The organism is Rhizobium sp. SL42 (assembly GCF_021729845.1).
Lineage (GTDB): Bacteria > Pseudomonadota > Alphaproteobacteria > Rhizobiales > Rhizobiaceae > Allorhizobium.
The window spans coordinates 2,362,908-2,375,134 of record NZ_CP063397.1; the positions used below are offsets into that span (position 1 = coordinate 2,362,908).

Genomic DNA, 12,227 nt, shown 5'->3' on the forward strand with positions numbered 1-12,227 from the left:
GATTAGTATGGCTCAGCCAAGCGTGGCACGTGAACCGTCCATGGAAGAGATCCTGGCATCGATCCGCCGGATCATTGAAAGCAATGATCCCGGCAGCGCCAAGGATGTGTCCGACGACATGCCGTCCATGTATGACGAGGAACATGGCGATATCGAAGCCGGCATGCACGGGGCTAACGACGGTCGTGGTTATGAGGCCGTCGAATTCACGCCTGCCAACGATCCGGGCCCGGCACTTGCAGGCCCAACCCTTGCCGATCTCAACCGGGTCGAGCAGGGCGTGAGCGGCAGCCTCCGCGGCACCGTGCAGCCCGAGCCCCGCCACGAACAGCCGGAAGCGCCGAAGAGCATGTCGCTGGCCGATCTGGCCGCGCGCGTGCGCTCGGCCTCGGAACGTGCCGATCGCTACATGGTGCAGCCCGCCCCCGCCGAGCCGGCACCGCGCGGAGAAAGCCCGCTGATGACCAGCCGTCTTGCAGAATTGCGCGCGCCGCAGGTCCGGCAGCCGGAACCGGTCGTTCACGCTGTCGAAGAGCGCGGCCATCAGACCATCGATTCAGTCGAAGTCCAGATGCGCCGGGAGCCGCACCTGTCCTTCGATCAGCCGGCCGAATTGCCGATGCAGGAGGTCGAGATGATCGAAGAGGACGTTTCGGTCGTCGAACTGGAGATCCCGGTGGATCAGGGCGTTCAGAACACCGCTCAAACTGCCGGCCAGAGCCTCAATGCACTGGTCTCGGCCGCGACCGTCGAACACGTTTCCCGCTCGTTTGATGAACTGGCCGCCGCCATCGATGGCCAGCAGCGCCGCTCGCTCGACGAAATGGCCGAGGACATGCTGCGTCCGATGCTGCGCGACTGGCTCGACGACAACCTGCCGACGCTGGTTGAACGCCTTGTGCGCGAAGAGATCGAACGCGTCGCACGCGGTCCGCGCCGCTAAACACGACAGGATCCGGGTTGAGAGCCGCTCCGGTGTCCGGAGCGGCTTTTTTATTGACTTGGATTTGCCAGTCCTGTTTACCAATCCCACAACAAGAACTCCAAAATCTGGTCGGAAAATGCTCGAGAAGACATACGATTCAGCCGCCGTCGAACCGAAGATCGCCAAGGCCTGGGAAGATGCGGATGCCTTCCGCGCCGGCGCCAATGCGAAGCCGGGCGAGGACACGTTCACCATCGTCATCCCGCCGCCGAACGTGACGGGCTCGCTGCATATGGGCCATGCGCTGAACAACACGCTGCAGGACATCATGATCCGCTTCGAGCGCATGCGCGGTAAGGACGTGTTGTGGCAGCCCGGCATGGACCATGCCGGTATCGCGACCCAGATGGTTGTCGAGCGCAAGCTGATGGAACAGCAATTGCCGGGTCGTCGCGCCATGGGCCGTGACGCCTTCATCGACAAGGTCTGGGAATGGAAAGACGAATCCGGCGGGCTTATCTTCAACCAGCTCAAGCGCCTCGGCGCATCCTGTGACTGGTCGCGCGAGCGCTTCACCATGGACGAGGGCCTGTCGGCCGCCGTCCTGGAAGTCTTCGTTTCGCTCTACAAGGAAGGCCTGATCTACCGCGGCAAGCGGCTGGTCAACTGGGATCCGAAGTTCGAAACGGCAATCTCCGACATCGAGGTCGAAAACCGCGAAGTCGAAGGCCATATGTGGCATTTCAAGTATCCGCTCGCCGGCGGCGAGACTTATACCTATGTCGAGAAAGATGCTGACGGAAACGTCATCCTCTCGGAAGAGCGCAACTACATCTCGATCGCCACCACCCGTCCCGAGACGATGCTGGGCGATGGTGCCGTTGCCGTTCATCCGTCCGACGAGCGTTATGCCTCGATTGTCGGCAAGCTCTGCGAAATCCCGGTCGGACCGAAGGCGCATCGCCGCCTGATCCCGATCATCACGGACGAATATCCCGACCCGACATTCGGTTCCGGCGCGGTCAAGATCACCGGCGCCCATGATTTCAACGACTACCAGGTCGCCCGCCGCAACAATATTCCGCTCTATCGCCTGATGGACACCACCGCCTCGATGCGAAGCGATGGCGAGGTTTACGCCGACTACGCCGCCCAGGCGCTGGAAATCGCCAAGTCCGGCCATGTTCCGAGCGAAGAGGAAGTCGATGGCATCAATCTTGTTCCCGACGAGTATCGCGGTCTCGACCGGTATGCGGCCCGCAAGCTGATCGTCGATGCTATCAATGCCGAAGGCCTTGCGGTCACCGTCAAGGATGCCGAAGGCAACGACATTCCCTATGTCGAATCGAAGAAGATCATGCAGCCCTTCGGCGACCGCTCCAACGTGGTCATCGAGCCGATGCTGACCGACCAGTGGTTTGTCGACGCCAAGACACTGGCTGAGCCTGCCATCGCTTCCGTCCGCGAGGGCCGCACGCAGTTCGTTCCGAAGAACTGGGACAAGACCTACTATGAGTGGATGGAGAACATCCAGCCCTGGTGCATCTCGCGCCAGCTGTGGTGGGGCCACCAGATCCCGGCATGGTATGGTCCGGACGGCCAGGTTTTCGTCGAAAAGACCGAGGAAGAGGCGCTGCATGCCGCCATCCAGCATTACATCGCCCATGAAGGTCCATGGAAGGCCTGGGTTGAGGAGAAGCTCGAGAACTTCCAGCCCGGCGAGATCCTGACCCGCGACGAAGATGTGCTCGACACCTGGTTCTCTTCTGCGCTCTGGCCCTTCTCGACGCTCGGCTGGCCGGACGAGACCCCGGAACTCGACAAGTATTACCAGACCGACGTCCTGGTCACCGGCTTCGACATCATCTTCTTCTGGGTCGCCCGCATGATGATGATGGGCCTGCACTTCATGAAGGACGAGGACGGCAATCCGGTCGAGCCCTTCCACACCGTCTATGTTCACGCGCTGGTTCGCGACAAGAACGGCCAGAAGATGTCGAAGTCCAAGGGCAACGTCATCGACCCGCTGGAACTGATCGATGAATACGGTGCGGACGCGCTGCGCTTCACGCTGGCGATCATGGCTGCCCAGGGGCGCGACGTGAAGCTCGATCCGGCCCGTATCGCCGGTTACCGCAACTTCGGCACCAAGCTGTGGAACGCCACGCGTTTCGCCGAGATGAACGGCGTGAAGGCGGATCCGAAATTCCTGCCCGAAACGACGACGCTTGCCATCAATCGCTGGATCCTGACGGAACTGGCGCGCACCGAGAACGAAGTGACTGAGGCGATTGCAAGCTTCCGCTTCAACGATGCGGCAGGCTCTCTCTACCGCTTCGTCTGGAACAACTTCTGTGACTGGTATCTCGAGCTGTTGAAGCCGGTCTTTGCCGGCGAGGACGCGATTGCCAAGGCCGAAGCCCAGGCCTGCGCCGCATACGTTCTGGAGCAGACCTACAAGCTGCTGCATCCTTTCATGCCCTTCATGACGGAAGATCTCTGGGCGCACACGGCAGGCGAGGGCAAGTCGCGGGACACGCTGCTCTGCCACGCCGACTGGCCGGCACCGGAATTCGCCGACGAGGCCGCCGCTGCCGACATCAACTGGCTGATCGACCTGGTCACCGGCATCCGCTCGGTTCGCGCCGAGATGAATGTGCCGCCGGGCGCGATCGCGCCGCTGGTCGCGGTGGGCGCCAATGGCGTCACGCAGGAGCGCTTTGCTCGCCACGAGGCATCGATCAAGCGTCTGGCCCGCGTCGAGGCCATTACCTTTGCCAGCGTCGCCCCCAAGGGCGCCGCCCAGATTGTCGTCGGCGAGGCAACGGTCTGCCTGCCGCTCGGCACGCTGGTCGACCTGTCAGCTGAAAAGACACGGCTGGAAAAGGCGATCGCCAAGGTTGATCAGGAAATGGCCCGCATTTCCGGCAAGCTGAACAACGAGAAGTTCGTAGCCAATGCCAATCCGGAGGTCGTGGCCGCCGAGCGGGAGCGGTTCCAGGAACTCGAGGTGCAAAAGGCGAGCCTGGAAACGGCATTGAAGCGGGTTCTCGAGGCCGGCTGATATTTGTTGTAAAAGAGAATCGTTTTCCAAACGCCGGGCCGGAAGGTCCGGCGTTTGCGATTCCGGGCTGCGGCGGGTTCGCTGCTCGTTTTTGCTGCATCGCATGCAGAATCGCTCTCTATGCGGGGATTTTATGCTGCAATACAGCAACGGAGCCCAAAAACGCGCCGTTTTCCCCCGTCGTTTAGGTATGACGCTGCTGTGACGCTTGCGACACAGCGTGCCGCACATTTGGGAAAAAAATCTAACTTTTTGTATCTGTGTGCAGGTTTGAGCAATATTTGTCCAAATTGGCTTCTGATTTACGTGCACGTCAAATTAATTACGTAAAAATTTCTCGGTCGGAACAATTTCTCCACCTTTTGCGTGCGATTGTTATTCACACCGACGTGACTAAGATCCCAACTCACAGTTTTGCCAAAATTGGGGAGAGATATGGCGATACATTTGACAAAGAAACTGACCCTCAGCCTGCTCAGCGCCTGTGCGTTTGCCGGTGCTGCGCATGCTGGCGGATTTGCCCGCGGCGAAGCTGACACGGACATTCTCTACGAGGATGGCACGGCAGTTTTCCGCGGCGGCTATACCTATGTCATGCCGGATCGCGACTATGATACGGTCAGAGGCGCTGCCGGTACCGATGACGCTTTCACGGATAGTTACGGCATTCCGTCTTTTGCTGCGAAATTCCAGATTTCTGAGAGCTTTTCCTGTGCTCTGACTTACACGCAGCCTTTTGGCGCGTCCTCCACCTATGGCACGCAGGCGCAGGCCGCAGACCGCGCCGCGGATATCGCTGCAGGTGGCACGACCGGCGCCCTCGGCGGCAATGCCGTGAAGGAAGCCAGTTTCGATACCAATGAATATGGCGGCACATGCGCCGTCAATTTTGCCGCAGGTCCGGGCAATATCCATTTCATCGGCGGCGTGTTCTCTCAGTCTTTCGACTACACCGAAAGCAAGACATTCGGCACGTTGGAAATGGACGATTCCAGCGCGTTTGGGTACCGCATCGGCGCTGCCTACGAGATTACCGAATACGCTCTTCGCGCCGAGTTGATGTATCGCTCGCAGGTGGATCATGAGGCGGATGGTACGTTCACATCCAATTCTCCGCTTTCGTTCGCCGGCATTCCGACGGGCTCGAAATTGTCCGCAACCGGCTACGGCTCCCTGCCGCAGTCGCTGGAACTGAACCTGCAGAGCGGTGTCGCACCGGGTTGGCTGGTATTCGGTTCCGTCAAGTGGACGGACTGGAGCGTGCTCCAGACCCTGAACTACAACATTACCCGCCTCGGCGATCAGCAGAAGAACTTCTTCTGGAAGGACGGCTGGACCATCTCCGGTGGTGTTGGTCACACGTTCACCGATACCGTATCCGGCGCGCTGAGCCTGACCTGGGATAGCGGAGTCGGCACTGGCGCCGATATCGTCAGCGATACCTGGACGCTGGGTGCGGGCACGCAGATCAAGGCAGGTCCCGGCCTTCTGCGCCTCGGCGGTGCGGTGTCGTACCTGACTTCCGGCGAACAGTCGGTAGCCGACAAAGCCGACTTCAACGCCACCGCCGACGGTGACTGGGCTTATGCGCTCACGGCGTCCTACAAGATCGCCTTCTGATCCTGAAGCAATCGAGTGAGAAAGAAGCCCGGCTTGTCCGGGCTTCTTTTATGCAAACTGGCAGCGCGACCTGCGTCAAAATGTGACGTTTATGCAACATATCGTTTATCCTTCAATCGCGGCCACCGAACGGCCAAATTTGTCCACATCCCGCCACAAACGGGGAGCACCGATGCTGTTCAGAAACGTGCAGGGGCCGTTTCGAGTGTATGGTGCGTGAGTTTCTATATGGGCCTTTCGGTCGCAGATCACTTTCGAATTCAAGACTTTTTGGCCAGGGGTGGTCGGCGCAACGCCAGACGTTTTGGCCAGCAAGGATCCCAGTTGATCTCTGTCCCAGTCTTGCCGGAAAGCTGTCCTAACCTTCGGCTCATGAGAACAAGTGCAAGCGTCCGGCGCAACAATGGCGCCGTTGCAGTATCGGGCCGTGAACCAGATGTTCATCGGTCATTGTGTATCAAAAGATCAGACGCAGCTGGACTCGTCATGGTGACGGGATGGGTGCGCTGATGTCTGTTTTGTCCTGGAAGAATTACGCAGCCATGCAAGTTCGCGATTGGAAATCTTCGGCTATACTGCTGTTGTCTACGGCGCTGCTGTTCTCTTCGAGTCCAGCGGCCTATGCCTTTGACATCAATGGCAGCGTCAGCAAGGAATCCGGTCCGTTCGATCTCTTCAAATTCGGCTTCAATGCCTACAAGAAGGGCCAGAAAGAAGAAGCCGTCGAAGCCTATCGATATGCCGCCGAAAAGGGCCATACCGGGTCTCGCTGGGCGCTGGCCAATATGTATGCCGCCGGAGACGGTGTCGTGCGCAATGATTTCGAGGCGTTCAAGATCTATTCCGAGATCGCGAGCCAAGGCGTCGAGCCGGGCTCCGACGACACCGGGTTCTTCGTCAACGCGCTGTTGTCGCTGGCCCGCTACTATCGCCAAGGCATTCCGGGCAGCCCGGTGAATTCCGACCTCTCGCAGGCCCGCCAGCTCTATTTCCAGGCGGCCTCGACGTTCGGCATTCCCGAAGCGCAGTTCCGCCTGGCCCAGATGATCCTGGCCGGGGAGGGCGGCAGCGCCAATACCCAGCAGGCGAAGAAGTGGCTCAACCTTGCCCGCAAGAGCGGCCATGCGGGCGCCATGTCGGTCTTCGGCAATGTCCTGTTCGAGGAAGGCCAGACTGTTCGCGGGCTGGCGTTCATGACGGCGGCTCTCGACCGCTGCAACGCCAAGGATTGTCCGTGGATGCAGGACTTGCAGGAGCGCGCATTCTCCATGGCCAGCGAAGACGACCGGCGCGTTGCCGTGGCGCTTGCCCCGGAAGTCTACCAAGAACAGTGAGAGCGCCACGGCGCGCAGTCCGTGACGATCACCGGGTCTAGCTTGCGGCGGTCCATGTCAGGTAGACATAGGTGTCTTCGACAAGCACGAAGCTGGCACTGTTGCCTGTCGTCTTGTCGACATGGGCACCGCTTTCGGTCAATTCGTAGCCGCCCGTGCTCTCCCGTTTCAGCTCCGACCGGAGGAAGCTCGACCAGTCGCGCGCAGTGACGTCGGTCGCGGTCTTGTCGCCATCGACGGTGCTGCTATCCCAAGCCGTTGTCTGCTTGCCTTTTTCAGCATCCGTGACCGTCAGCGTCCCGGCATCCAGCGCGGCCAGCATTTCTTTTGCTTTCAGCGCGCCGTCTCCGGACTGTGACAGTTCCGTCAGCTTTGCTTTCAGGTTGTCCATGAACGTGGCGGTCTGGATGTCATCCGACGTTTTTGTCAGCGCGGAGAGCCCGTCGTCCTCGCTTTCGGTGGCATTGAGTGCCTGCAAAAGCCCGGTGCTGTAGGTATCGTCCGTGCTGTCCTCGTCCTGACCGTAAGTCCGCATCAGGTTGGCAAGCGACGAACTGTAGTAGCCGTCGTTGCTGCCGCTTTCGCTTTCGCTGGCCTGCTGGGTTTCTTTCTGCACTTTCAGAAAGATCTGCGTGATCGTTTGGTTTGCGGAACTGATTGATGAAACCATTTTGAATATAACGCTCCCGTTCTATTGCCCGGCAAAGCCTGCGCAGGGAAAAGATCGGCGCGGCCGAAAACGGCAGCCGATACCCCGTCTGGAAAGCCTGGCCCCAAGACTAGGGCGCAGGGCTTGTCCGGGGCTGTCGGGCAAGGAGGCCAGAGGCGGCAGGAGCGGAGGGAGAGGTCAACGGAGGGAAAGCCCGACCTCAGCTGTCAAAAGCCGAATATGCCCGTCACCGGAACGTGGTCGGATGGTTTTTCCCAGGCGCGGACATGTTTCTCGATCGATGTCGAGCGCAACCGGTCGGAGGCTTCCGGCGACAGCATCAGGTGATCGATGCGGATCCCGTTGTTCTTCTGCCAGGCACCGGCCTGATAGTCCCAGAAGGAATAAAGCATGGCATCGTCGGTGGTCGCGCGAACTGCATCGATGAACCCGAGATTTTCCAGACGGCGGAACGCCGCGCGGGTCTGCGGCAGGAAGAGGGCATCATTTTCCCATTGCTTCGGATCGCGGCAGTCGAACGGTTCCGGAATGACATTGTAGTCGCCGGCCAGGATCAACGGTTCTTCAAGCGCCATGCGGTCGTGGGCAAACGCCTCCAGCCGGGCCATCCAACGCAGCTTGTAGGGATATTTGACCGGGTCATCGGACGGGTTGCCGTTCGGCAGATAGAGCGAGCAGATACGCAGTACGCCGCCTGCGACCGAAAACACGCCTTCGATGAAACGGGCCTGTTCATCCGTGTCGTCGCCCGGCAGGCCGCGATTGACCTCGTCCGGCTTCATCTTTGACAGGAGCGCCACGCCGTTGAAGCCCTTCTGGCCATGCGTCTCGACATGGTAGCCGAGCGCTTCGATCTCAAGCCGCGGAAAACCCTCGTCCACCGACTTTATCTCCTGCAGGCAGACGATGTCGGGTTGCGAGTCCTGAAGCCACTGGCACAGGCTTTCGATGCGTGCCTTGACGCCGTTGATGTTCCAGGTCGCTATTTTCATCATTCACTCACACGGAGAAGCTGGTGCCGCAGCCGCAGCTGGCAACCGCATTCGGGTTCTTGATCTGGAAGGACTGGCCGAGAAGATTGTCGACGAAGTCGATCTCGGAGCCGGCCATGTAGATCAGCGAGACCGGATCGATCAGCACGGTCGCGCCATCGCGGGTAATCACGATGTCATCGTCCTGCTGGTGGTTGTCGAGGTCGAATTTGTAGGAGAAGCCGGAACAGCCGCCGCCCTCGACGGCGACGCGCAAGGCGTTCTTGTCGGTATCGGCGGCCACAATCGCAGCGATTCGTTTCGCGGCGGCTTGGGAAAGTGTCACGTTCTGCGTCGTCATGTTGCCTCCTGACGGGTTCAAGGCCCGTGGAAAACCTGGAATATCGGCAAGGATCAGCCCCTTGTCGGGAAATGTCACGAAATGCCGCAAGCTTCGCATCGGCTAGAGCTGCATGATAGACCTTGATCGAGGCCAACAGCCTTGCGGCTTCGTCCGCTATAGGTATGAAGGCTGAGGTAGCGCGTCAATGGGGAGCGGACAGCAGGCGAATGACGATTGACAAATCTGCACTGGGTTTCGGGTCTGGCGACCGGGCGGTTTACGCGAGCAATCCGTGGAAAAGCCGTGGACGTCTCTTTCCCGAAGACGGCAGCCTGACGCGCTCGGATTTCCAGCGCGACCGCGACCGCATCGTGCACACGACGGCGTTTCGCCGCCTGAAGCACAAGACCCAGGTTTTCATCGGACCCGATGGCGATCACTACCGAACCCGGCTGACCCATACGATCGAGGTGGCGCAGATCGGCCGAGCGCTGGCGCGTGCGCTCAAGCTCGACGAAGATCTTGCCGAAGGCGTGGCGCTCGTCCACGATTTTGGCCACACGCCGTTCGGCCATACGGGCGAGGATGCCCTGCACGAGGTGCTGAAGCCCTATGGTGGTTTCGACCACAATGCGCAGTCGCTGCGCATTGTCACCAAGCTGGAACGTCGTTACGCCGATTTCGACGGCTTGAACCTCACCTGGGAAGCGCTGGAAGGTCTCGTCAAGCACAACGGCCCTCTGTTGACCAGAAGCGGCGAGGGCACGCGTGGACCGGTTCCGCAGCCGATCCTCGACTATTGCGAGATCCACGATCTGGAACTGGCAAGCTATGCCGGTCTTGAGGCGCAGGTGTCGGCGATTGCCGACGATATTGCTTACAATACCCATGATATCGACGACGGCCTGCGTTCCGGCTACCTCACCTTCGCCATGCTGGAGGAGGTGCCCTTCCTGGCCGGCCTGATGAAGGAGGTGCGCGATCGCTATCCGCATCTCGACGATGACCGTTTTACCCACGAAATCATGCGGCGCCAGATCACCCGCATGGTCGAGGACGTGATCGGGGTGGCGCAGGACCGACTGGGCAAGGTGCAGCCGCAAAGCGTCGAGGATGTGCGGGCAGCGTCGATGACCATCGCTACCTTCTCCGATGCCATGGCCGAGACCGACAAGCAGATCAAGAAGCTGCTGTTCAGCCGTATCTACCGGCATCCGGACATCATGCGCATTCGTGCAGCGGCCGCCGAGATCGTCACCGATCTGTTCAATGCGTACATGGCCGATCCGACGCTGATGAAGAGCCACTACTGGGTCAATCATATTTCCGGCCTCAACGACGGCGCCAAGGCCCGCCATGTCGGCGACTATCTGGCCGGCATGACCGATACCTATGCGGTGCGCGTTCACCGTGAGCTGTTTGACCAGACTCCCGAATTGCGATAGGCAGCGCTCAAATTTCATTGAGAGACACAGCCGCAACGGGCGTGTGTGCAGGTAGAAGTCATGAACCTATTCGCCGATTTCGAAACCAGAATTAAGGCCGCGCTGGAGCAGATTGACAGCATTCGCGAGAAGCGCGAAAGCCTCGATTTCAGCCGAATCGTCGTCGAGCCGCCGCGTGATCCCAGCCATGGCGATGCGGCGACCAACGCCGCGATGGTGCTCGCCAAGGGCCTTGGAACGAACCCGCGTGCGCTGGCTGACATCATCGGTGAAAAGCTGAAGCAGGATCCGGATATCGCAGAGGTTGGCGTCGCGGGGCCGGGCTTCATCAATATTCGCCTGTCGACCGAGTACTGGCAGCGCCTGCTGGCGACCATTATCGCCGAGGGCACCGATTTCGGCCGCTCGACACTTGGTCAGGACCGCAAGGTCAATGTTGAGTATGTGTCGGCCAATCCGACCGGCCCGATGCATGTCGGCCATTGCCGTGGCGCCGTGGTCGGTGACGCGTTGGCCAACCTGCTCGCCTTTGCCGGCTATGACGTGACCAAGGAATATTACATCAACGATGCCGGGGCGCAGATCGATGTGCTGGCACGGTCGGTATTCCTGCGCTACCGCGAAGCGCTGGGTGAAAAGATCGGCGAGATCCCGGCGGGTCTCTATCCGGGCGACTATCTCGTGCCCGTCGGCCAGGCGCTGGCCGCGGAGTTTGGCGTCAAGCTGCACCAGATGCCGGAAGAGGACTGGATGGCGATCGTCAAGGAGCGCGCCATCGATGCGATGATGGCGATGATCCGTGCCGATCTTGCCCAGCTCAACGTGCATCACGACGTGTTCTTCTCCGAGCGCTCGCTGCATGCCAATGGTGCAGCCCGGATCCGTACCGCGATCAATGACCTGACCTTCAAGGGCCACGTCTATCGCGGCGCCCTGCCGCCGCCGAAGGGCCAGTTGCCGGAAGACTGGGAAGACCGTGAGCAGACGCTTTTCCGCTCCACCGAGGTCGGTGACGATATCGACCGTCCGCTGGTCAAGTCGGACGGCTCTTATACTTATTTTGCCGCCGACGTTGCCTATTTGAAGGACAAGTTCGACCGCGGTTTCTCCGAGATGATCTATGTGCTCGGCGCCGACCACGGCGGTTACGTCAAGCGGCTGGAGGCGGTCAACCGTGCGGTCTCGGAAGGCAAGAGCAAGCTGACCGTGTTGTTGTGCCAGCTGGTCAAGCTGTTCCGCGACGGCGAGCCGGTGAAGATGTCCAAGCGTTCGGGCGATTTTGTCACGCTACGCGAAGTGGTCGAGGAAGTCGGACGCGATTCCGTGCGTTTCATGATGCTCTACAGAAAGAGCTCCGAGCCGCTCGATTTCGACTTTGCCAAGGTGACGGAACAGTCGAAGGACAATCCGGTATTCTACGTGCAATACGCTCACGCGCGTTGCATGTCGGTCTTCCGTCAGGCGAAGGAAGCCTTCCCGGATCTGGATATTGCCAGCCTCGATCTGCCTGCCGCCGTCTCTGGACGTATCGCTGATCCGACCGAGCTGCAATTGATTGGAAAAATGGCCGAATACCCGAGAATTGTGGAGGCAGCGGCACAGTCGCAGGAACCGCATCGGCTTGCATTTTACCTATATGATCTGGCAAGCTCCTTCCATGCTCATTGGAATAAGGGCAAGGATTCTCCCGAATTACGCTTTGTTAACGATAAACATAGAGAATTAACCATCGCCAGGCTTGGGCTGGTGCATGCTGTCGCCTCCGTGTTGAAGTCGGGACTGGCCATTACTGGCACCGAAGCTCCGCTAGAAATGCGATAGTATTGTCACCATTTCCCCGCATTGCACTGGCAAG

General features: G+C 59.8%; 9 protein-coding genes. 6 read left to right on the forward strand and 3 right to left on the reverse strand.

Annotation, left to right across the window (positions count from 1 at the left end):
• Positions 1-7 precede the first annotated feature (7 nt).
• The 4 genes from IM739_RS11245 to exoR all read left to right on the forward strand — a co-directional run bounded on the left by IM739_RS11245 (position 8) and on the right by exoR (position 6,943).
• Positions 8-943 (forward strand): PopZ family protein, encoded by a 936-nt coding sequence (locus tag IM739_RS11245; RefSeq protein WP_237367853.1) that lies wholly within the window; start codon positions 8-10, stop codon positions 941-943.
• A 118-nt stretch (positions 944-1,061) separates the two neighbouring features.
• Entirely contained in the window at positions 1,062-3,989 is a 2,928-nt protein-coding gene (locus IM739_RS11250) for a valine--tRNA ligase (protein WP_237367854.1), read from the forward strand.
• A gap of 447 nt (positions 3,990-4,436) precedes the next feature.
• A complete protein-coding gene (locus tag IM739_RS11255; protein ID WP_237367855.1) occupies positions 4,437-5,609 on the forward strand; it encodes an OmpP1/FadL family transporter in 1,173 nt (390 codons plus the stop codon).
• Between the two features lie 542 nt (positions 5,610-6,151).
• On the forward strand, positions 6,152-6,943 hold the full coding sequence (gene exoR / locus IM739_RS11260) for an exopolysaccharide production regulator ExoR (RefSeq protein ID WP_237367856.1): 792 nt from the start codon (positions 6,152-6,154) through the stop codon (positions 6,941-6,943).
• A gap of 37 nt (positions 6,944-6,980) precedes the next feature.
• Here the strand turns inward: exoR and IM739_RS11265 are convergent, their stop codons facing one another.
• From IM739_RS11265 to erpA, 3 genes are all read right to left on the reverse strand, one after another.
• Positions 6,981-7,613 carry a hypothetical protein gene (locus IM739_RS11265; protein WP_237367857.1) on the reverse strand — a complete coding sequence of 211 codons (633 nt, stop codon included), beginning with the start codon at positions 7,611-7,613 and terminating at the stop codon, positions 6,981-6,983.
• Between the two features lie 206 nt (positions 7,614-7,819).
• Positions 7,820-8,605: an exodeoxyribonuclease III gene (gene xth / locus IM739_RS11270; protein WP_237367858.1), complete on the reverse strand. Its 786-nt coding sequence runs from the start codon at positions 8,603-8,605 to the stop codon at positions 7,820-7,822.
• A 7-nt stretch (positions 8,606-8,612) separates the two neighbouring features.
• The gene (gene erpA / locus IM739_RS11275) at positions 8,613-8,945 is read right to left on the reverse strand and encodes an iron-sulfur cluster insertion protein ErpA (protein WP_237367859.1); all 333 of its coding nucleotides are present in this window, start codon (positions 8,943-8,945) and stop codon (positions 8,613-8,615) included.
• A 209-nt stretch (positions 8,946-9,154) separates the two neighbouring features.
• Here erpA and IM739_RS11280 point away from each other — a divergent pair, with 209 nt between their 5' ends.
• Together IM739_RS11280 and argS are read left to right on the forward strand one after the other, a co-directional pair.
• Positions 9,155-10,372 (forward strand): deoxyguanosinetriphosphate triphosphohydrolase, encoded by a 1,218-nt coding sequence (locus IM739_RS11280; RefSeq protein WP_237367860.1) that lies wholly within the window; start codon positions 9,155-9,157, stop codon positions 10,370-10,372.
• Positions 10,373-10,432: 60 nt separating this feature from the next.
• The gene (argS, locus tag IM739_RS11285) at positions 10,433-12,193 is read left to right on the forward strand and encodes an arginine--tRNA ligase (RefSeq protein ID WP_237367861.1); all 1,761 of its coding nucleotides are present in this window, start codon (positions 10,433-10,435) and stop codon (positions 12,191-12,193) included.
• Positions 12,194-12,227: the final 34 nt, after the last annotated feature.

Excerpts from the sequence above, each read along its gene's own strand:
- IM739_RS11245 (WP_237367853.1), top strand. The coding sequence starts at position 8 with ATGGCTCAGCCAAGCGTGGCACGTGAACCGTCCATGGAAGAGATCCTG.
- IM739_RS11250 (WP_237367854.1), top strand. The coding sequence starts at position 1,062 with ATGCTCGAGAAGACATACGATTCAGCCGCCGTCGAACCGAAGATCGCC.
- exoR (WP_237367856.1), top strand. The coding sequence starts at position 6,152 with ATGCAAGTTCGCGATTGGAAATCTTCGGCTATACTGCTGTTGTCTACG.
- IM739_RS11265 (WP_237367857.1), bottom strand. The coding sequence starts at position 7,613 with ATGGTTTCATCAATCAGTTCCGCAAACCAAACGATCACGCAGATCTTT.
- xth (WP_237367858.1), bottom strand. The coding sequence starts at position 8,605 with ATGAAAATAGCGACCTGGAACATCAACGGCGTCAAGGCACGCATCGAA.
- erpA (WP_237367859.1), bottom strand. The coding sequence starts at position 8,945 with ATGACGACGCAGAACGTGACACTTTCCCAAGCCGCCGCGAAACGAATC.
- IM739_RS11280 (WP_237367860.1), top strand. The coding sequence starts at position 9,155 with ATGACGATTGACAAATCTGCACTGGGTTTCGGGTCTGGCGACCGGGCG.
- argS (WP_237367861.1), top strand. The coding sequence starts at position 10,433 with ATGAACCTATTCGCCGATTTCGAAACCAGAATTAAGGCCGCGCTGGAG.